The following is an 18,943-nucleotide window of genomic DNA, read 5'->3' as shown; positions in this document are numbered from 1 at the left end:
TGGCCGGCCCGCTAGATTGCCGCCATGCATTCAGAGTTGATCAGCCGGAGCGGGATGGCGTTGCGGTCGCGGCACGAACGTGCGGGTCGGGCGCTCGCCACGCCGCTGGACCACCACCGCGTCGTCCTCCATCTCAGTGCCAGCACCAAGACGGCCTGTCTGCGCACGGGGCTGCCCTTCCTGCGCACGCGCGGCGACGTGGACATCGTGCCGGCTGGGGCCGCCGACGGGTTTGAGGCCCAGTCCGACTTCAACAGCCTGGAGGTGTTGATCGCCCCGTCCCGGCTGGAGCGGATGGCGGACGAGCTGGGCCTGGGCAGCCGGCATGTCGAAGTCGGCATGGTCCACATGGCGCGCGAGCCGCGCCTGCAGGGGCTGCTCTATGCGCTGGCCCAGGACCTGCAATCCGACGCTCCCTTTGGCGAGCACTTCCGCAACGGCCTTGTGCAGTCGGTTGCCACGGCGGTGCTGCTGCGCGCGCCGTCATCGCCGGAGGCGCCCGCAGCCCCGGCCCTGCAGCGCGTGCAGGACTACATCGAGGCGAATCTCGAACGACCGCTGTCGCTGCCCAGCCTGGCGCGGGTGGCGGGCGTCAGTCCGTGGAGCCTGCAGCGGCTGTTTCGCAGCGGCGTCGGCATGCCGGTGCATCGCTACGTGGTGTCGCGGCGTGTCGAGCGTGCCCGGCAACTGGTGCAGCAGCGGGCGGGGGCGCTCAGTGAGATCGCGTTGATGGCCGGCTTCGCCCACCAGAGCCACATGTCGCGCTGGATGCGGCGGCTGCCGGAGTAGCTCGGGCCGCTCCTGCGTTCGTGACCAAACCCAACTTCATCGCCGCCAGCTTCGCATACAGCCCGCCGCGAGCCACCAGCTCTTCGTGGCGCCCAATGCGGCGGGTTCTTCAGCATCGCACGAGCGATGCTGAAGCGCTGGCGCTGGCCGCCAGACAGGCGCTCGCTGCCCTCGCCAAGGAGGTTGGCATAGCCCTGGGGGGCCTTGGCCGCCGCGATGCCTATCGTCTAGCGCCGCAAGAAGCGAACGTACGCAGGCTGGTCAATCGCTACCTCGCCGCCAACGCGTGACAGCGTGCCGTGCTCGGGATTCATGCGAAAAACGGTGACGTTGCCGCTGTCATGATTGGCCGCCACCAGAAAGCGCCCGCCCGGCACGATGCCAAAACTGCGCGGCATGTGCCCGCCGGTGCTCGTCGCCTCGATGAAGCGCAGCGAACCGTCCTGCGGGTCGATCTCGAACATCGCGATGCTGTCGTGTCCGCGGTTGGACACGTAGAGGAACCGGCCGCCTGGGTGGACCAGAATCTCGGCGGTGCTGTTGCCTTCGGCCTTGGTGCCGGGCGGCAGGCTGGACAGCACTTGAAAGCCCTCCATCGCGCCGGTCACCGCATCCACGCGGTAGGCGGCCACGCGGGAGGTCAGCTCCAGGTTCACGTAGGCGTAGCGGCCATTCGGATGGAAGGCGAGGTGGCGCGGGCCGCCTCCGGCCTCGGTGGCGGCATGGGCAGGGGCGTTGGGCGAGAGCCGGCCGCTGGCCACGTCCAACCGGTAGATCATGACCTTGTCCAGCCCCAGGTCGGGCACATAGGCGCGGGTCTGGGTCGGGCCGGGGTAGATGCCGTGCGGGTGGGGTTGCTGCTGGCGCTGTGGGTTGACGCTGGCGCCCTCATGCTGAACCGTGGAAGCCGCCGGCCCCAGGCTGCCGTCGCCCTGGATGGGGTAGGACACGACGTTGCCCCCGTTGTAGTTGGCCAGCAGCAGCACGCGCCCACCGGCATCGACGGAGATGTGGCAAGGGCCGTTGCCGCCCGAGGGCCGGGTGTTGAGCAGCACCAGGCGGCCGTCGTCCTGCACGGTGAACGCGGCAACTTCCTCTTTCCAGGACCCATCCGCGGCGCGGCCGGCGGCGACCGAGTAGACCAAGGGCTTGCTCGGGTGCGTGGCGAGGAAGCCCGGGTTGCCGATGGCGGCGGCCAGCAGCGGCGGGGACAGCGCGCCGGTGATCTCGTCAAGGGTGGAGACGTAGATGCCTTTGCTCTCGCCGCCGGTGTCGGTGCCGACATAGACCAGCGTCTGGGCCGCGATGGCGATGGGCAGCAGTGAGGGGATCAATGCAAGGGCGAGTTTTTTCATGCGGGAAGGTTCGTTCTAAGGCCCGGCCATGCGCATGGCGCAGGACGGGGGGCGTCCCGCTCCCAGGACCTGCCGTTCAAGCAGCGGCTTGCGCGTCGGCCTTCAGCCCAAACTGCATCGCCGCCAACTTCGCATACAGCCCGCCGCGGGCCACCAGCTCGTCATGCCGGCCGATGTCGACGATGCGCCCGGCGTCCAGCACGACGATGCGATCAGCCTTCTGGATGGTGGCCAGGCGGTGGGCGATGACCAGCGTCGTGCGGTGCTGCATGGCCGCTTCCAGCGCGGCCTGCACGACGCGTTCGCTTTCGGCGTCCAGCGCGCTCGTCGCTTCGTCAAGCAGCAGCAGCGGTGGGTTCTTCAGCATGGCACGGGCGATGCTGATGCGCTGGCGCTGGCCGCCGGACAGGCGCACGCCGCGCTCGCCGAGGAAGCTGGCATAGCCCTCGGGCAAGGCGCGGATGAAGTCGTCGGCAAAGGCAGCCTTGGCTGCGGCGATGACTTCGTCGTCCGTCGCGCTTGGGCGGCCGTAGCGGATGTTCTCCATCGCCGAGGTCGAGAAGATGACGCTGTCCTGCGGCACCAGGCCGATGTTGGCGCGCAGATCCTTGAGGCTCAGTTCGCGGGTCTCGACGCCGTTGAGCCGGATCGAGCCGGACTGCGGGTCGTAAAAGCGCAGCAGCAGTTGCAGCACCGTGCTCTTGCCGGCGCCGCTGGGGCCGACCAGGGCGACGGTCTCGCCGGGCGCGATGTTCAGGCTGAGCCGGTCCAGCGCCGCCGTGGCGGGCCGTGAGGGGTAGTTGAAGGTGATGGCGTCGAACTCGACACGACTGCCGCCCTGCGCGGCCGTCAAGGCCTTCGGCGCAGCGGGCTCGGCCACTGGTGACCGCGCCTCCATCAGTTCGATGAGGCGCTCCGTTGCACCCGCCGCGCGCAGCACGTCGCCCCAGACTTCGGCCAGCACGGCCACGCTGCTGACCAGCAGGGTCACGTAGACGACGGTCTGGCCCAGGTGGCCGGCCGAGATCTTGCCGGCGATGACGGCCTGCGTGCCCTGGTAGAGGCCCCACAGCATGGCGCCGAAGACGGCCGTGATGATGAAGGCGACCATGAAGCTGCGGATGCGTGTGCGCTTGCGCGCCGTGTCGAAGGCGGCCTCGCTGGCAGCGGAGAAGCGCTTGGCTTCGGCGGCCTCCTGGGTGTAGCTCTGCACGACGGTGACGGCATTCAGCACCTCGGCGGCGATGGCCGAGGTGTCAGCCACACGGTCCTGGCTGGCGCGCGAGAGCTTGCGCACGCGGCGGCCGAAGTAGAGCGCCGGCGCCACGACCAGCACCAGGATGCCCAGCACCTGACCCATCACATAGGGATTGGTGACGATGAGCATGACCAGCGCGCCGATGCCCATGACCATGTTGCGCAGTCCCATGGACAGGCTGGAGCCGACGACGGTCTGCACGACGGTGGTGTCCGTCGTGATGCGGGAGAGCACCTCGCCGGTCTGCGTCGTCTCGAAGAACTCAGGGCTCTGTCGCAGCACATGGGTGTAGACGGCGTTGCGCATGTCGGCCGTCACGCGCTCGCCCAGCCAGGTGACCATGTAGAAGCGCGACGCCGAGAACAGCCCCAGTGCGGCGCCGACGGCGAACATCGCGAGGAAATGCTCGCGCAACGCCATCAGCTTCTCGCCGGGGTTGGCGGCCTCGAAGCCGGCGTCGATGAGGCCGCGCAGCGCCAGCGGGAAGGCCAGCGTGGCCATGGCAGACAGCAACAGGGCTGCAAAGGCCAGCGCGATGCGGCCGCGGTAGGGGCGCAGGAAGGGCACCAGGCCGCTCAAGGAGCGGGCCTGCTTGGACGCGGGGCGTTCGGTCGTGGAACTCATGGGGTTACAGCTTTTCAGTCAGCACGGCGCAGGCGCGGGCCAGCATCGCGTCGTCAAGGTCCTGGTGGCAGAGCAGTTGCAGCGCATGGCTGCGCCGGGTTGTCCCAGCCAAAGGTCGGGCGAGTGGGTTGCCGTGGCTGCATTCGGCGCGCATTGTGGGTCACGGCAACGGCAGTCGCCCTGCGTAGCCGGTCAACTCCAGGTAGCCGGCGCCGAGTGGCCGTTTTTCGCGGTCGAACAACTGGGCGACACCTTCCCAATAGACGAGGCCGCTGCTGTTTCGCGCGTCGATCTCCTGGGCGTCGAAGTAGGTGCTCAGCAGCATGTCGCCAGCTGGGCTCTTCAGCCGCCACTCGACCGGGTAGCGTGCGCCCGTGGCGGGGCTGGTCCAGTGCCGCAGCGGCGTCATCTCGACCTCCTGGGGCGTGAAGCTGCGGTCGGGCTGGCCGGGGCTGCGCAGGCTGCCGCCGGCCCAGTCCCGGCTGCCGTCCTTGCGGCGCAGCTGGAAGAGGGTCAGCGCGCGTCCATCATCGAGGTTGATGCCCAGCCAGTCCCAACCCTGCGCCTGGCCCAGCAGGCTGTCGCTCCATTCATGGTCCAGCCAGGCGCGGCCGGTGAGGCGCTGGCGTTGGCCGTCCAGGGTCAGCATGGCCTCGGTGGCGAGCTGGGGGCGCGAGTAGTAGCGGCTGAACTGCGCGGGATCGGGCCCCTTGCGGGACAGGCCGGCCTCGCCCTGCAGCAGTGGCGCGTCGGGCGTGGACAGGTTCAGCGCCAGCGCGAAGCCCGGGCCGTTGAAGGCGGCGCGATAGCCGTCGCCGCTGCGCTTGAGCGTCCAGTCGCGCAGCTTGACGTCGCTGTCACCCTCCATGGCCTGCACCGCGCCTGGTAGGCCGCGCAGCAACCGTTGGCTGTGGCGTTGCTTCTTCGCACCCAGGTCGGACAAGGCGACATGGCCGAGCAGCAACTGCCTGGCCGCGAGTCCGCTGGGATGGTCGGCCGCTGCCGGGCCGGGCAGGCGGAAGAAGGTCAACTGGTAGCCGAAGCGCGGCGGTGCGCTCTTGCTGTCGCCGAGCAGGCCCGTCAAATACCACCACTCGATGCCCTGGGTCGGGTGGGCGCCGAAGTCAGATGGGAATTGCAGGGCCGCTCGGGCCTGCAGCGGCAGCGCAGCGAGCAACAGGGCACGCCGCTTCATGCGTCCTCCCTCACGGCGCGCACGGCGTCAGCGCCGAGGGCACGCCGGCCGGCGAGCAGCGACGCGCCGACCGCCGCCGCGAAGGCCAGGCCGACCAGGGCCGCCAGGCGCGCAACCGGCAAATGCATCTCCATGCTCCAGTGAAAGCTCTGCGGGTTGACGACGTAGACCAGCACCACGCTCAGGCCCAGGCCCAGCGCCAGCCCGGCCAGCGCGCCCGCGCCGCCCGACAGGCTGGCCTCGATGAGCAGCAGCCGCAGCAGCTGGCGCCTGGACAGGCCGAGATGGCGCAGCAGGCCGAACTCGCGTTTGCGCGCCAGTGCCTGAGCCGACTGGCTGGCGATGACGCCGAACAGCCCCACGGCCAGGGCCACGGCCTGCAGCCACACGGTGATGGCAAAGCTGCGGTCGAAGATCCTCAGCGACAGCGCGCGCAACTCGCCCGCCGCGGCCATTTCGACGTTGTCGCCGCCGAGCTGGCGAACCGCGGTGCGCGCCGACTCCAGCGACCGGCCCGGTGCCAGCCAGAGTGCCAGCTCGGCCGTGCTGGTGTCGCCACTGGCGCGGCGGTAGTCGTCCAGCGCCATCCACAGCGCGGTGTTCTGGCGTGAATAGTCACGCCAGACGCCGCGCACCTGCAGCTTCAGCGCGCGGCCGCCGTCGACCAGCTCGCCCTGGAAGACATGCCCCGGCTTCAGCCCGTCGCGGTCCCGCGCGGCCTCATTGACCCAGACCGCCAGGGTGCCCGCCGCGGCTGCGCCCGTCCAGCGTTCGACGAGGGGCAGGCCGCCGGCCCGGATGTCGCGCGCAGTCAGGGCCACGGTTTCGCCGCTGGACGCCAGCCGCAGCCGGGCCGTGAGCTGGGGCGAGGTGCGGGCGACTTCGGGCAGGCGCGACAACGCCGTCAGCAGGGGTGGCGGCAGCGGTGTGGGAATGCCGTTGGCGCCCCGCAGCGCACTGCGCACGTAGAGGTCGGCCGGCAGGGCCTGGTCCAGCCAGCGCATCAGGGATTCACGGAAGCTGCCGATCATGACCGTCATGGCCACGGCCAGGGCCAGGGCAACCAGGACGCCGGCCAGCGACCGGCGCGCTTCGGTCGCCTGGTCGCGGCTGCGTTCGCGGGCCAGCAGCAGCAGGGCGCCCGCCGGCAGGCGCGCAAGCAGCGCCGTCATCAGCTGCACCAGGGCCGGCACCAGGGCCAGGCCGCCCATCAGCAGAAAGAACATGGCTGCATAGGCAGCGACCGGTGTGTCACCCCAGACGGGCGGCAGCCAGGCCAGCGACGCCCCCACAGCCAGCAGCGCCAGGCCGGCCCAGGCGGGCAAGGTGCGCGCCGCCGGCAGGCCCAGGCCCTTGAGCACGAGCGCGGGCGCGATGCGGCGCACCGTCAGTGCGGGTGCCAGCGCCGCGACCAGGGTGGCCGCCAGCCCCAGTGCCGCGTAGACCAGGGCCGGCAGCAGCAGTGGCTGGTTGAACAGCAGTTCGGCCGATGAATCGGTGGCGCCGTGCAAGCCCAGGTCGCTGCCCATCAGCTTCAGCGCCCCCGCGGCCAGGCCGACGCCCAGGGCCAGCCCCAGCGCCGTGCCCGCGAGGCCGATGACCAGGCCTTCGGCCAGGATCAACCGCCAGCGCATGCGCGCCGATACGCCGAGCACGCCCACCAGCGCCCATTGCGCCAGGCGCTGGGCCGTGGCCAGGGACAGCACGGCATAGACGAGGAAGCTGCCGGTGAACAGGGCCATCAGGGCCAGCAGGCCGAGGTTGACGCGGTAGGAGCGCGTCATGTCGGACAGCCGGGCGCCGGTATCGGCCGGAGGCGTGGCCAGCCAGCGCGCGGGCAGGCGGGCGGTCCAGGCCGTGGCGTCCACGCCGGGCGCGAGTTGCACGTCGATGCGGTCCAGGCTGCCCACGCGGCCGAACAGGGCTTGCGCATCGGCGATGTCCAGCACGCCCAGCGGCGTGTTGTCGGCGGCGACGCGCCCGCCGATCGCCAACTCGATGTCGCGCGGCGTGCCTTCACCTGGCAGGCGCAGCGCCAGCTGGGTGGCGCCGCCAGGCAGCAATCTGCGGGCGGCGGCGTTCAGGTGGACGACATGGGGGCTCAGCAGCGCCGCCGGCCCACCTTCGACCTGGGGCGTCAGTTCAGCCGCCAGCGGACGGCCGGCAGCGGCCGAGGCCAGCAGCGCCAGTGGGTCCAGGCCGATGAGGCGGATGGACAGGCCCCGCCCGCCTGGGCCGACCTGGCCCGGCCACAGCGCCATGGCCTCGACGACGGGGTTGGCGGCGGCGACTTCGGGGCGGTTCAGCAGATCGACGAGGTCGGCATCGGTCAGTGGGCCGGCGCGGGCTGTCAGCACCAGATCGGGCTGGCCGTTGACGCCGCGCGCCGCACGCGCGAATTCGGCCAGGGCGGCGCCATTGAGCAGATGTACGCCGAAGGCCAGGGCCACGCCCAGCATGACGGCGATGACGGCCAGCACGACGCGGCCGGGCTGGTCCCGCCAGGCGGGCCAGGTGAAATGGCGCCAAAGGGTCATGCGCTATGCAGCCCGCTGGCATCCAGCCGAAGCCTGCGGTGTGCCGCCTCGGCCGCACGCTCGGAATGCGTCACCAGCAGGCAGGCCGCACCGGCTTCCTGCGTGCAGCGGCGCAGCAGGGCCAGCACTTCGCCGGCATGGCGCGGGTCGAGGTTGCCAGTGGGTTCATCGGCCAGCACGAGGCGAGGGCGGTGCACCAGGGCCCGCGCGATCGCCACGCGCTGCAACTGCCCGCCCGACAACTGCCTGGGCATGCGCGCGGCCAGAGGCGCCAGTTCCACCGCCGTCAGCATCTGCCGCACCCGTTCGTCATCGCGCTGGCCCAGCAGGCGCAGCGGCAGGGCCACGTTGTCGGCCACGTTCAGATGCGGCAGCAGATGGAAGGCCTGGAAGATGAATCCCAGCTCGCGGCGCCGCAGCGCCGAGCGGGCCTCATCGTCCAGCGCCCGCAGGTCCTGGCCCACCAGCGTGATGGTGCCGGCGTCGGCCTCGTCCAGCCCGGCCAGGCAGTTCAGCAACGTGGACTTGCCGCTGCCGGACTCGCCGAGCAGGGCGACGATCTCGCCGGCGTCCAGGTCCAGATCCACATCGGAAAACACGGCCACCTCGCCGTAGGACTTCGCCAGGCGGCGCGCACTCAGAAGACTCATGGACCGGATTCTGGGTCCTTGCGCGCGGCGCCGGCCCGCGGGGGAATCAAGCGAGCAACCTCTGCAAGCCGACCAGCAGCTCGGGGATGGGTTGGGCGCCGTCGCAAGCGATGACGCGGCGCTGCGGCATGCTGCGCAACCAGGTGATCTGGCGCTTGGCCAACTGGCGCGTGGCGGCGATGCCGCGCTCGCGCAGGTCGGAGAAGTTGTTGGCGTCCAGCGCTTCCCAGGCCTGGCGGTAGCCGACACAGCGCATGGAGGGCAGGGCCAGGCTCAGGTCGCCACGGGCCTGCAGCGCCTTCACTTCATCGACGAGGCCCTGTTCAAGCATGGTGTCGAAACGCTGGGCGAGACGCTCGTGCAGCCAGGCGCGGTCGCTGGGCTCCAGCGAGAACAGCGGCCAGTCCACACCTTCGTCGCGCGAGGCGGCGTGCAGGGCGCTCAGCGGCTGGCCGGTCAGGCGGATGACTTCCAGCGCGCGCTGGATGCGCTGGCTGTCGTTGGGCGCCAAGCGGGCGCCCGTTTCAGGGTCGAGCTTGGCCAGCTCCGCATGCATCGCTGGCCAGCCGCGCTCGGCCGCCTCGGCGTCGATGGCGGCACGCAGGTCGGCGTCGGCCTGGGGCAGCGTCGACAGGCCATCGAACAGCGCCTTGAAGTACAGCATCGTGCCGCCCACCAGCAGCGGCAGCTTGCCACGCGCGCTGATCTCCGCAGCAAGCCGTTTGGCATCGCGCACGAACTCGGCGGCCGAATAGCTCTCGGTCGGGTCAAGGATGTCGATGAGATGGTGCGGCACCGCGGCCTGCTCAGCGGCCGTGGGCTTGGCGGTGCCGATATCCATGCCGCGGTAGACCAGCGCCGAGTCGACGCTGATGATTTCGACCGGCAGCACCTCGGCGATGGCGAGAGCCGCTGCCGTCTTGCCGCAACCGGTGGGGCCGGCGATGCAAATGGGTGACAAGGGCGCGCTCATCAATACAGCCCAACACAGCCAAAGAGCCACAGAGGCACAGAGAAATTCAGTAGCAAGAGGCTGTTCCTCTGTGGCTCTGTGCCTCTGTGGCTGTGTTTCCTGCGGCGAGGTTCAGAACTTCTCCCATGGCGCGAGATAGCGCCACTGCCCAACCGGCAGATGGCCCAGCGGAATGCGGCCGATGCGCACGCGCTTCAGGCCGACGACCTTGAGGCCGACCAGTTCGCACATGCGGCGGATCTGGCGCTTCTTGCCCTCGCGCAGCACAAAGCGCAGCTGGTGCTCGTTCTGCCAGCTGACCTTGGCGGGCTTGAGTTCTTCGCCATCCAGCTCCAGGCCATGGTTGAGCAGGGCGAGTTTGTTGTTCGACAGCGCCGCGTTGGGCAGCGTGCCCTCTGGCACGGCTTCAGCACCGGGCAGGCCGACGAACTCGACACGCACGAGGTACTCCTTCTCGACGTCGGAGTCGTCGCCGATCAGCACCCGGGCGATGCGGCCGTCCTGCGTCAGCACGAGCAGGCCGGTGGAGTCGATGTCCAGCCGCCCGGCGGGAGCCAGGTTGCGGTGGTGGCCGGCGTTGGGCTTGATGCCGGAGGCGTCTTCCGCCCAGCGGTTCTCGGGCTGGAACAGCACGACGGCCGGTTCATAGCCGTCTTCGGCCTGGCCGGACACATAGCCGATGGGCTTGTGCAGCAGCACGGTGACGAGCTGGGCCTGCTGGTTGCGGGCGGCGGGGTCGATGTCGATCTGCACGTCGGGGCCGACGCGCTGGCCCAGCACGGCGACCTTGCCGTTGACGCGCACCCAGCCGGCGGCAATCCAGTCATCGGCCTCGCGGCGCGACGCAAGCTTGAGCTCGCCCATGCGCTTGGACAGGCGCTCGCCGTCCTCAGGGGCGACCTCGCGGGCCGGGTTGCGGCGCTGCTGAGGGCGTTGTGGCGGCTCGAAGTTGGGGCCGCGGTTGGCCACACGGCGTTGGTCGACGCGCGGTGGGCGGTCAGCAGGAGGGCGTTCGTCAGGGCGGGCGCGAGGGGCGCGTTCTGGGCGCTGCGGTGCGTCGCCGCGGTACTGCGGCGGGCGCTCGTCGGGTCGTGCACGCGGGCCACGCTCGGGGCGCTGCGGCGCATCGCCACGCGGCTGCTGCTGCCAGTCAGACTTGAAACCCGTCGGCTTCGGGCGAGCCGGCCGTTCGTCGCGAGCCGGTGCGGGCCGCTCGGCGCGCTGCGCTTGCGACTTCTGGAACTGTTCCTCGCGCTCGGCCCGGTCGGCCTGCGCCTTGGCAAGCGTCGTGCGGGGCTTGGAGACGCCCTTGCCGCGCACCGGCGCGCGCTTCTCGCCCTCGGCGTTACGAGTCTTGGCAGCAGGCTTGGGCTTGCCCTTGAGGGTGATGGTGGCCATCGTTTTCTTTCAGCGTCCGCGCAGGAAAAGGGCGTCCAGCTCGCGCATGTCGAGCTGGCGCCAGGTGGGGCGGCCGTGGTTGCATTGGTCGGCGCGTTCGGTGGCTTCCATGTCGCGCAGCAGCGCGTTCATTTCGTCCAGCGTCAATTGCCGGTTGGCGCGCACGGCGCCGTGGCAGGCCATGGTGGCGAGGATTTCATGCTGAGCGCGTTCGAGCACCGAGCTGGCGTCGAACTGGGCCATCTCGGCGAGCAGCTCGCGGGTCAGCGCGACGAGGTCGGAGGCCGCAAGCAGGGCGGGGCGGGAGCGCACGGCCAAGGTGCGGGCGGACAGCGGGGCGACATCCAGGCCGAGCTTTGACAGCGTGTCGGCATGCTGCTCGGCGGCGGCGACCTCCTCGGCCGTAGCGGCGAAGCTGACCGGGATCAGCAGCGGCTGGCTTTCGATCTGGGTCGCGCCGAGCCTGGCCTTGAGCCGCTCATAGACGACGCGCTCATGGGCCGCGTGCATGTCGACGATGACCAGGCCTTGCTTGTTCTCGGCCAGGACGTAGACGCCCTGGATCTGCGCGATGGCGCGGCCCAGCGGCCAGTCCTCGTCCGGCAACTTCATCTTCAAGCTGATCGTCGGCGCGGCTGTCGCAGGTGCGGGCTCAGGAGCTTCACCAGGGGCCCACAAGGCCTCGTGCTGGACCAGGGACAGCCTGACCTGCTCGGCCGTCGGCGGCACGGGCGGCACATAGGACTGGTAGGCCGGGCGCGGCTCCGAGACGAAGAGCGTGGCCGGCATCGTCGGCTCGAAGCCAAGCGGCGCCATGGCCGATTCGACGCCGGCGGCGTCCGCACGCGACTGGGCCAGCGCGTCGATGAAGGCGCGGCGCACCGATTGGTGGATGGCGCGGCCGTCGCGAAAGCGCACCTCGATCTTGGTCGGGTGCACGTTCACGTCCACCAGCTCGGGCGCGATCTCGATGAAGAGCACATAGCTGGGCTGGCGCTGGCCGTGCAGCACGTCCTCGTAGGCCGAGCGCACGGCGTGGCTGATGAGCTTGTCGCGCACATGGCGGCCATTGACCCAGACGTATTGCTGGTCGGCCCGCGAGCGCGCCGCCTCGGGCAGGCCGGCGCGTCCGGTCAGGGCCAAGGGGCCGAAGCTGTGCTCGAAGGGGCGGCTCTCGGTGACAAAGTCTGCGCCCAGCGCATCGGCAATGCGCTGCTCGCTGGACGCGGCGCGCCATTGGTCGACGAGCTTGCCTTCGTGCCAGATCGCAAAGCCGACGTCGGGACGCGCCAGCGCATGGCGGCGCACGGCTTCAACGCAATGGGCCAGCTCGGTGGCATCGGTCTTGAGGAACTTGCGGCGGGCGGGGGTGGCGAAAAACAGCTCGCGCACCTCGACGCTGGTGCCGCGCGCACGGGCGGCCGGCTGCAGCTCGCCGCTGCGGGCGTCCAGCCGGTGGGCGTGAGCGTCGGCGGCGGTGCGGCTGGCAATGGCCATGTCGGAGACCGACGAGATGGCGGCCAGGGCCTCGCCGCGGAATCCCATCGTCGCGACGGATTCCAGGTCACTCAGGCTGGCGATCTTGCTCGTTGCATGGCGCTTGAGTGCCAGGGGCAACTGGTTGACAGGGATGCCGCAGCCGTCGTCCTCGACGACGATGGCCCGCACGCCGCCGGCCATCAGCTTGACCTGGATGTTCTTCGCGCCGGCGTCCAGCGCGTTGTCCACCAGCTCGCGCACCACCGAGGCCGGGCGCTCGACGACCTCGCCGGCGGCGATCTGGCTGATCAGCTCATCGGGCAGTTCGCGGATGGCGCGTGGGGCAGGGAGGTCGGGCAGGGGCAAATCCATCGACCGGATTATCGGCGCCGTCCGGCTGTCACGTCCGGGCCGGGATAATCGCCGCCCATGGATTTCCTTCCCTTCCTCATCGACTTCGTCCTGCACGTCGACCAGCACCTGGCCAACTTCGTCGCGAGTTACGGCGCCTGGGTGTATGCGCTGCTCTTCCTGATCATCTTCATCGAGACCGGCGTGGTCGTCATGCCCTTCCTGCCGGGGGATTCCCTGCTCTTTGTCGTCGGCGCCATGTGTGGCGTCGGGCTGATGGACCTGGGCCTGTCCATGGCGCTGCTGACGGCGGCGGCCATCCTCGGCAACCAGAGCAACTACAGCATCGGCCGGCATTTCGGCCCGCGCGTCTTCCAGTGGGAGGACTCGCGCTTCTTCAACAAGGCCGCCTTCGAGAAGGCCCATGCCTTCTACGAGAAGTACGGCGGCATCACCCTCGTTGCGGCCCGCTTCATGCCCTTTTTGCGCACTTTCGCGCCCTTCGTGGCCGGCGTGGCGCAGATGACGCGGCGCAAGTTCACGCTGTATGACGTGGGTGGCGGCGTGCTGTGGGTTTGCGGCGTCACGCTGATCGGCTATGTCTTTGGCAACGTGCCCTGGGTCAAAACCAACCTGGACAAGATCATCTGGGCCATGATTCTCATACCAGGCCTGGTCATCATCGCCGGCGGCCTGAAGGCCAGGTTCAAGCGCCAGCCGGGCTGACTCGGCACGGCCAACTCAGCCCGGCGCTGACTTTCGGAGCCGCGCCCAAGGCGCACTAGAGTCGCGGGTTTTCGTCTGATCGGAGATCCCGATGACCCTGACCCGTATCGCCATGGCTTTGGCCTGTGCCTGGATGACCTCCGGCGCGGCCATGGCGGCCGAACCGACGCTCATGCTGCGTCAGCCCGCCGTCTCCAAGGACCACCTGGCCTTCGTCTATGCCGGCGATCTCTGGCTGGCTGACCGCAGTGGCGGCAATGCCCGGCGCCTGACCAGCCATGCGGCTGCCGAGTTCGCGCCGCGCTTCTCGCCGGACGGCAGGAGCATCGCCTTCTCGGCCAGCTATGACGGCAATACCGACGTCTACGTCATCGGCCTGGACGGCAGCGCGCCCAAACGCCTGACCTGGCACCCGACGGCTGACGTCGTCAGCGGCTGGAGCCCTGATGGCAAGCGCGTGCTGTTCGCCTCGCCGCGCGAGGTGCTGAACAACCGCAGCAACCAGCTCTACGAGGTCAGCGTGGAAGGCGGCTACGAGAAGCAGGTCATGAAGGCCGTGGCCTTCGAGGGCGCCTGGTCGGCCGACGGCAAGCAGCTGGCCTACCGCCCCTACAACGCCGCCTATGCCGGCATGAGCGGCTGGCGCCAGAGCCGCGGTGGCTCGACGCCACCGGTGTGGGTCATGGATGTCGCCAGCCAGAAGTGGCAGCAGATTCCCCACGTCAATGCGACCGACTCCGCACCGGTCTGGGCCGGCAGCGAGGTCGTTTTCATCTCCGACCGTGCCGACGGCGCGGCTAATCTCTTCGCTTTCAACCCGGCGACCCAATCGCTGCGCCAACTGACCCGCGAGACGCAATGGGACGTGCGCAGCGTCGACGCCGTCGGCACGACCCTGGTCTACGAGTCCGGTGGCCGCATCAAGCAGATTGAACTGGCAGGCGGCACGCCGCGTGTGCTCGACATCCAGCTCACCAGCATTGCGCCTCAGGCGCGGCCGCAGTGGAAGGATGCTGGCAAGACGCTGACCCATGCTCAGCTGTCCAGCACCGGCAAGCGCGTTGTCGTCAGCGCCCGCGGCGAGGTATTCACGGTGCCGGTCAAGGACGGCAGCGTGCGCAACCTGACCGAGACCCCCGGCGTGCGCGAGAAGGACGCGCTGTGGAGCGCCGACGGCCAGCGCGTGGCCTACCTGTCCGACGCCCCGGGCATGCGCCATGAGCTGGTGCTGCAGAACCAGACCGGCCTGGGGGCGAAGGAACGCTTCCTGCTGCCCAAGGAGGGTTATTTCGCGCTGATGGACTGGTCCCCTGACGGCAATCAGTTCGTGCTGCAGGACAACCACCTCAACCTCTATCGGCTGAGCCTGGTGCTCGGCCCGCAGCGCGGCCAGCTCGTCAGGGTCGCCACCGACGTGCGCCGCTTCGGCGCCGACGGCTATGCCGTGTCCTTCTCGCCGGACAGCCGCTGGCTGGCCTACACGACCTCGGGCGAGAACTATTTCAGCCGCATCGTGCTGCACGAGCTGGCGACCGGCCGCAACCATGCCGTCACCGACGGCCTGGCCCATGCCGGCAACCCGACCTTCTCGGCCAAGGGCGACTACCTGTATTTCACGGCGTCCATCAACTCTGGCCCGAGCCAGGTCGGGCTGGATCTGTCCACACAGGAGCGCCCGCGCCGTGCCGGCCTCTACGCCGTGGTGCTCGCGGCCGACGGCAAGTCGCCGCTGGCGCCCAAGGCGGGTGACGAGGATGGCAAGAAGGACGACAAGAAGGACGAGAGCAAGGACGACAAAAAGGAAGAAAAGAAGGACGACAAAAGGGACGACAAGAAGGCTGACGCCAAGAAGGCTGACGCCAAGAAGGACGAGAAGCCCAAGGCCGAGCCGGTCAAGCCGATCAAGGTCGACCTCGATGGCCTGGCCGATCGCGTCGTGGCCCTGCCGGTGGCCGAGCGCAACTACGACAACCTGGCAGTCGCCTCGGACGGCGCGCTCTTCTATCTGCAGCGCCCGCAACCCGGCGCCAGCAACGAGCCGCCGCAGGCCGAGCGTCGCGCGACGGCCGAGCTGTGGCGCTTCGACTTCGAGGAGCGCAAGCCCAAACTGCTGCGCACCGGCATTGCCGAGTTCTCGCTGAGCGAAGACCACAAGAAGCTGCTGCTGACCGTGGCCGGCGGCAAGCTGGAGGTGGGCGATGCCAATGACAAGGGCGACAGCAAGCCGCTGGACCTGTCGGGCCTGCGAGCCCGTGTCGACCCCAAGGCCGAGTGGAAGCAGATCTTCGACGAGGCCTGGTGGATGGAGAAGGAGTTCTTCTACGACCCGGCCATGCATGGCTTGAACTGGCAGGCCGTCTATGACCGCTATCTGCCGCAACTGGCCCATGTGCAGCGCCGCGAGGACCTGAACGACCTGCTCGTGCAGATGATCGGCGAGTTGCAGGTCGGCCACAACCGTGCCGGCGGTGGTGACGTGCATCAGGAGGCGCCCGTCGCCGTCGGCTTGCTGGGCGCGGACTTCGTCGTCGAGCAGGGTCGCTACAAGGTCGCCAGGCTCTACGCCGGCGACCGCCTCAGCCCCAATCTGCGCTCGCCGCTGACGGTGGCCGGCCTGGGTGTGAAGGAAGGGGACTTCATCCTCGCCATCAACGGCCATGAGCTGATGGAGCCGACCAACATCTATTCGCTGCTGGAAAACACCGTCGGCAAGCAGGTCGTCATTGCCATCGCTCGGGACGCCGCCGGCAAGGGTCGCCGCGAGATCACCGTCGAGCCCATTGCCAACGAGAGCCTGCTGCGCCGCTGGGCCTGGATCGACGGCAACCGCAGGAAGGTGGAGCAAAAGAGTGGCGGCAAGATTGCCTACGTCTACATGCCCGACACCGCGGGCCAGGGCTTCGAGCACTTCAACCGCATGTTCTTCGCGCAGATCGACAAGCAGGCGCTCATCGTCGACGACCGCCGCAATGGCGGTGGGCAAGCGGCGAACTACGTGACGGAGCTGCTGTCGCGGCCGTATCTGGGCAGCTGGAAGGACCGTGACGGCCTCGTCTTCGACACGCCGGGCGGTGCCATCTACGGCCCCAAGGCCATGCTGATCGACCAGGACGCCGGTTCGGGTGGCGACTTCATGCCCTATGCCTTCAAGCGCGTGGGCCTGGGGCCGCTGATCGGCAAGCGCACCTGGGGCGGCCTGATTGGCATCTCGGCCAACCCGCCGCTGGCCGATGGCGGCTTCCTGACCGTGCCCTTCTTTCGTTTCTACACACCGGATGGCGAATGGCGCATCGAGAACGAGGGCGTGTCGCCAGACATCGACGTCGAGCTCGACCCGGCGGCCGTCAACGGCGGCGATGACACGCAGCTGAATGCGGCGATTGCCGATGTGCTGAAGCGCCTGGAGGGGTGGAAGCCGATCCAGCGCAAGGCAGCGCCGAGCGCCGCAACCTTGGGCCGCTGATGAAAGCCTGGGCGGCCCTGTCCCTGCGGGGCCGCCTGTTCCTGCTGGCGCTGCTGCCGCTGCTGGCCTCCCTCGCGCTGATCGCGCTGGCCGTGCGCCAGCAGGAAAGCGAGCTGGCGGCGCGCGAGCATGCGCTGGTGCGCGCCAGCTATATGGACGCGCGGCGCACCGAGCTCAAGCATTACGTCGACCTGGCGGTCAGCACCATCCAGCCCTTGCTCGGCCAGCCGGGCGGGCCCGAGAGGGCGCTGGCCATCCTGTCCTCGCTGGACTACGGCCGCGACGGCTATTTCTTCGTCTATTCGCTGGACGGCCACGTGCTGATGCATTCGCGCCAGCCCGAGCTGATCGGGCAAAACCTCTGGGAGATGCGCGACCCCAAGGGCCGGCCCACCATCCAGCAGCTCATCAATCAGGCCAAGGCCGGCGGCGGCTATGTCGAATACCTGTGGCGCAAGCCGTCCAGCAGCCTGCTGGCGCCCAAGCTGGGCTATGTCGTCACCGTGCCGCAGTGGAACTGGATGCTGGGCACGGGCCTGTATCTGGACGGCATTGAGGCCACGATGGCCGAACTGGAGCGCGGCGCGCGCCAGAACATCACGGCCACCATGCTGTGGGTGGGCGCTGTCGCCGTCTTCGGCGTCGCGCTGATCAGCGCCGGTGCGCTGGCCCTGAACCTGAGCGAGCACCGCAGCGCCGAGGCCAAGCTGCGTGCCCTGGCCCGCCAGGTCGTGCAGAGCCAGGAGGATGAGCGCGCACGGCTGGCGCGCGAGCTGCATGACGGCGTCAGCCAGGCGCTGGTGGCCACCAAGCTGCTGATCGAGTCGGCCCAGCACGAACCCGAGGGTGCTGCGCGGCTACAGGAGCTGGCCTTGAAGCGCCTGAACAGCACGCTGGCCGAGGTGCGCCACCTGTCCCACGCGCTGCGGCCGGCGCTGCTGGACACCCTCGGCCTGCCTGCGGCACTGCAGCATCTGGCGGGCGAGTTCGACGCTGCCGGTGGCACGCATTTCTCGGCGGCGGTTGAGGGTGAGGAGGTGGGCTTGCCCGAGGCCGTGAACACGGCCCTGTTCCGCATTGCCCAGGAAGCGCTGAACAACGCGGCCCGGCATGCCCACGCGACGACGGTGAGCGTGCTGCTGCGTTTCGAGCGCGACGGTGGCCTGGCGCTGGAAATCAACGATGACGGCCAGGGCTTCGACGCCGACGCCGCCCAGGCCGCAGCCGACCGGGGACTGGGCCTGCGCAGCATGCGCGAACGGGCGGCCGCCCTCGGTGCCCGCCTGAGTCTCTTCGCTTCGCCCGGCATGGGCAGTCGCCTCACGGTCAAACTAGCGGCTTCCGACCTGGCTCGCGCTGCTGCATGACCCCGACACCCATCCGCATCCTGCTCGTCGATGACCACCCGATGGTGCGGGAGGGCCTGGTTGCGCGCCTGGCGGCCGTGCCGCGCTTCGAGATCGTTGGTGAGGCCGGCGGGCGGGCCGAGGCCCTGGAGCAATTGGCGCGCACGGCGCCCGACGTCGTGCTGATGGATGTGGGCTTGAAGGACGGCAACGGCATCACGCTGGGCGCCGAGATGCTGGCCGCCCAGCCGTCCATCAGGCTGCTGATGTTCAGCATGTATGACAACCCCGAATACGTGCAACGTGCGCTGATCGCCGGTGCCCGCGGCTACGTGCTCAAGGATGCGCCGGCGACCGAGATCGTGTCGGCGATCGATGCGGTGGCCGCGGGCGGCACCTTCCTGAGCGCTGCAGTCTCAGGCCGGCTATTCCGCGGCCAGGCCCCCAAGCCGGTGCTGACGCCGCGCGAAAGCGAGATCCTCAGCCTGCTGGGGCAGGGCGCGTCGAGCAAGCAGATCGCCCGCGACCTGGATCTGTCGGTGCGCACCGTCGAAGCCCACCGCCAGAGCATCAAGCGCAAGCTGGAGCTGGACGGGCAGGCGGAGCTGATCCGGTATGCGGTCGAACATGCGAGAGAAGCTGGATTGAAATGACTCGCGTGTTCGCGCAAGAGCGGCCCGGAAAAGGGACTTGATCCCCCTAGATTGCCATGCTAGAAGCGGGCACTTTTCGTACCTGGCACAGCGGTTTGAAATGACCCGGCGCCGGGCGAAACTCACTCCTAATTTCTGAATCGGGC

General features: G+C 69.3%; 13 protein-coding genes and 1 pseudogene. 5 read left to right on the top strand and 9 right to left on the bottom strand.

All coding sequences use genetic code 11. The annotated features are described in order from the left end of the window. Positions 1–24 precede the first annotated feature (24 nt). Complete coding sequence (locus ACXJLH_RS20785) at positions 25–789, top strand: helix-turn-helix domain-containing protein (protein ID WP_457445962.1); 765 nt, start codon at positions 25–27, stop codon at positions 787–789. A gap of 98 nt (positions 790–887) precedes the next feature. Here ACXJLH_RS20785 and ACXJLH_RS20780 read toward each other — a convergent pair. The 9 genes and pseudogenes from ACXJLH_RS20780 to mutL all read right to left on the bottom strand — a co-directional run. Continuing rightward, positions 888–995, bottom strand: a pseudogene (locus ACXJLH_RS20780) (ATP-binding cassette domain-containing protein); the annotation flags it as partial. Positions 996–1,016: 21 nt separating this feature from the next. After that, the gene (locus ACXJLH_RS20775; protein WP_457445961.1) at positions 1,017–2,144 is read right to left on the bottom strand and encodes a lactonase family protein; all 1,128 of its coding nucleotides are present in this window, start codon (positions 2,142–2,144) and stop codon (positions 1,017–1,019) included. Positions 2,145–2,220: 76 nt separating this feature from the next. Then, positions 2,221–4,026 (bottom strand): ABC transporter transmembrane domain-containing protein, encoded by a 1,806-nt coding sequence (locus ACXJLH_RS20770; RefSeq protein ID WP_457445960.1) that lies wholly within the window; start codon positions 4,024–4,026, stop codon positions 2,221–2,223. 160 nt (positions 4,027–4,186) lie between these two features. After that, on the bottom strand, positions 4,187–5,221 hold the full coding sequence (locus ACXJLH_RS20765; protein ID WP_457445959.1) for a lipocalin-like domain-containing protein: 1,035 nt from the start codon (positions 5,219–5,221) through the stop codon (positions 4,187–4,189). Continuing rightward, positions 5,218–7,758 (bottom strand): FtsX-like permease family protein, encoded by a 2,541-nt coding sequence (locus ACXJLH_RS20760; protein WP_457445958.1) that lies wholly within the window; start codon positions 7,756–7,758, stop codon positions 5,218–5,220. The genes ACXJLH_RS20765 and ACXJLH_RS20760 overlap by 4 nt, the downstream gene beginning before the upstream one ends. Beyond that, a complete protein-coding gene (locus ACXJLH_RS20755) occupies positions 7,755–8,408 on the bottom strand; it encodes an ABC transporter ATP-binding protein (protein WP_056201577.1) in 654 nt (217 codons plus the stop codon). Before ACXJLH_RS20755 ends, ACXJLH_RS20760 begins: the two co-directional genes overlap by 4 nt. A 46-nt stretch (positions 8,409–8,454) precedes the next feature. Then, a complete protein-coding gene (miaA, locus tag ACXJLH_RS20750; protein WP_457445957.1) occupies positions 8,455–9,381 on the bottom strand; it encodes a tRNA (adenosine(37)-N6)-dimethylallyltransferase MiaA in 927 nt (308 codons plus the stop codon). A gap of 111 nt (positions 9,382–9,492) precedes the next feature. Next, positions 9,493–10,779, bottom strand: coding sequence for a pseudouridine synthase (locus ACXJLH_RS20745; RefSeq protein WP_457445956.1), 1,287 nt, complete (start codon positions 10,777–10,779; stop codon positions 9,493–9,495). 9 nt (positions 10,780–10,788) lie between these two features. Then, positions 10,789–12,630 carry a DNA mismatch repair endonuclease MutL gene (mutL, locus tag ACXJLH_RS20740; RefSeq protein ID WP_457390483.1) on the bottom strand — a complete coding sequence of 614 codons (1,842 nt, stop codon included), beginning with the start codon at positions 12,628–12,630 and terminating at the stop codon, positions 10,789–10,791. A 57-nt stretch (positions 12,631–12,687) separates the two neighbouring features. On the opposite strand from mutL, the gene ACXJLH_RS20735 reads away from it, so the two are divergent. From ACXJLH_RS20735 to ACXJLH_RS20720, 4 genes are all read left to right on the top strand, one after another. Further along, the gene (locus ACXJLH_RS20735) at positions 12,688–13,335 is read left to right on the top strand and encodes a DedA family protein (RefSeq protein ID WP_457390484.1); all 648 of its coding nucleotides are present in this window, start codon (positions 12,688–12,690) and stop codon (positions 13,333–13,335) included. 91 nt (positions 13,336–13,426) lie between these two features. After that, positions 13,427–16,798, top strand: coding sequence for a S41 family peptidase (locus ACXJLH_RS20730; protein ID WP_457445955.1), 3,372 nt, complete (start codon positions 13,427–13,429; stop codon positions 16,796–16,798). Continuing rightward, on the top strand, positions 16,744–18,165 hold the full coding sequence (locus tag ACXJLH_RS20725; protein WP_457445954.1) for a cache domain-containing protein: 1,422 nt from the start codon (positions 16,744–16,746) through the stop codon (positions 18,163–18,165). Before ACXJLH_RS20730 ends, ACXJLH_RS20725 begins: the two co-directional genes overlap by 55 nt. Then, positions 18,162–18,797 carry a response regulator gene (locus ACXJLH_RS20720; protein WP_457445953.1) on the top strand — a complete coding sequence of 212 codons (636 nt, stop codon included), beginning with the start codon at positions 18,162–18,164 and terminating at the stop codon, positions 18,795–18,797. Before ACXJLH_RS20725 ends, ACXJLH_RS20720 begins: the two co-directional genes overlap by 4 nt. The last annotated feature ends 146 nt before the right edge of the window (positions 18,798–18,943 follow it).

It is taken from the genome of Roseateles sp. P5_E4 (genome assembly GCF_054049255.1).
Note: the sequence above shows the minus strand (reverse complement) of the source record. Positions and strands in the feature narration are given on the sequence as shown.